General features: G+C 60.7%; 1 protein-coding gene and 1 tRNA gene. Both read right to left on the reverse strand.

Annotated features, from left to right (window positions below; all coding sequences use genetic code 11):
• A tRNA-Ala gene (locus tag AC04MI_RS25015) sits at positions 1 to 76 on the reverse strand.
• Between the two features lie 65 nt (positions 77 to 141).
• Entirely contained in the window at positions 142 to 1,563 is a 1,422-nt protein-coding gene (gene gltX / locus AC04MI_RS25020; protein WP_436077127.1) for a glutamate--tRNA ligase, read from the reverse strand.
• Between the last annotated feature and the right edge of the window lie 104 nt (positions 1,564 to 1,667).

Consider the following 1,667-nt stretch of genomic DNA (forward strand, 5'->3'; position numbering starts at 1 on the left):
TGGTGGAGGTAAACGGGATCGAACCGATGACCTCTTGCATGCCATGCAAGCGCTCTCCCAGCTGAGCTATACCCCCACTGAATGACTTCAAACACTTTGTATTTGTTGTCATCACCTGAGCCTTGAATTATAGACAGATTTTTAGCGGTTTCGCAAACGCGCTATAACTTTTTCACGTCCGACCAGTTCCAGCACAGCATCGACCGATGGTGTGTGGGCAGTTCCGACCGTCAGGACACGCGCAGGCATCGCCAGCTGGGGCATCTTCAGACCCTGAGCCGTCAGCACCTGCTTGAACGCAGCACTGATGGACGCCTTGTCCCACTCGCAGGCGGACAGCGCTTCAGCCAGTGCGTCCAGAGCGGGCGCAATGGCATTGGTGACATGCTGAGCGCGCTCTGCATCCACCGGAGCCACGTCGCCATAGAACACCTGCGCCCAGTTGGCAAGCACGACGGTGGTGTCGCACCGGTCTTTGAACAGCGCACAGATCCGGGGCAGGCGCCCATCGGCCAGCGCCTCAGCCGAAACACCACGCGCCTGCAATTGCGGAGCAACCAGCGCGGCCAAAGCGTCGTCAGCCATGGCTTTCAGGTGCTGGGCATTCACCCAGCGTAGCTTGGCCTCATCGAACTGCGCCGCGCTGCGGCCCAGATGGTCGAGGTTGAACCACCTCAGAAACTGCTCGCGGCTGAAGATCTCATCGTCGCCGTGACTCCAGCCCAGACGCGCCAGATAGTTCACCATGGCATCGGGCAGATAGCCTTCATCGCGGTATTGCGTCACGGGCTTGGCGCCGTTGCGCTTGCTCATCTTCTCGCCCTGCTCGTTGAGCACAGTGGGCAGGTGGGCATACACCGGGGGTTCCTTGCCCAGGGCGCGGAAGATGTTGATCTGACGCGGCGTGTTGTTCACATGGTCATCGCCTCGGATCACGTGCGTGATCGCCATGTCGATATCGTCCACCACCACGCAAAAGTTATAGGTGGGCGTGCCATCGGGCCGTGCGATGACCAGGTCATCCAGCTCATCATTGCTGATCTCAATGCGGCCCTTGACCTTGTCGTCCCAGGCCACAACGCCGCCCTGTGGGTTCTTGAAGCGCAGCACCGGCTGCACGCCTTCAGGAATGGCTGGCAAGGTCTTGCCAGCTTCAGGACGCCATGTGCCGTCGTAGCGAGGCTTCTCCTTGGCAGCCATCTGCCGCTCGCGCAGGGCATCCAGCTCAGCCACGCTCATGTAGCAGGGATACACGTGACCGGCGACCTGCAACTCTGCAAGGACCGCCTTGTAACGATCCATGCGCTGCATCTGATAGAACGGGCCTTCGTCGTGGTTCAGACCCAACCAGGCCATGCCCTCGATGATGACGTCCACCGCCGCCTGGCTGGAGCGCTCTAGGTCGGTGTCTTCGATGCGCAAAATGAAATCCCCCCCCGTGGCACGGGCAAACGCCCAGGGATACAGCGCCGAGCGGATATTGCCCAGGTGGATGAAGCCGGTGGGCGACGGTGCAAAACGGGTGCGTATGCGGCCCGTGCTGGTGGCAGTGGTTTCAGTCATAAAAATCAATGCTGGCCCTCCATGGGGCCAGTTCAAACTAGGATCAATCCGTCGGGCGCAGCCCGACCCGGCTAGGGCATCACGCGCACAACCGGGGGCACAAC

Source organism: Acidovorax sp. LjRoot204, from assembly GCF_056175785.1.

Excerpts from the sequence above, each read along its gene's own strand:
- gltX (WP_436077127.1), bottom strand. The coding sequence starts at position 1,563 with ATGACTGAAACCACTGCCACCAGCACGGGCCGCATACGCACCCGTTTT.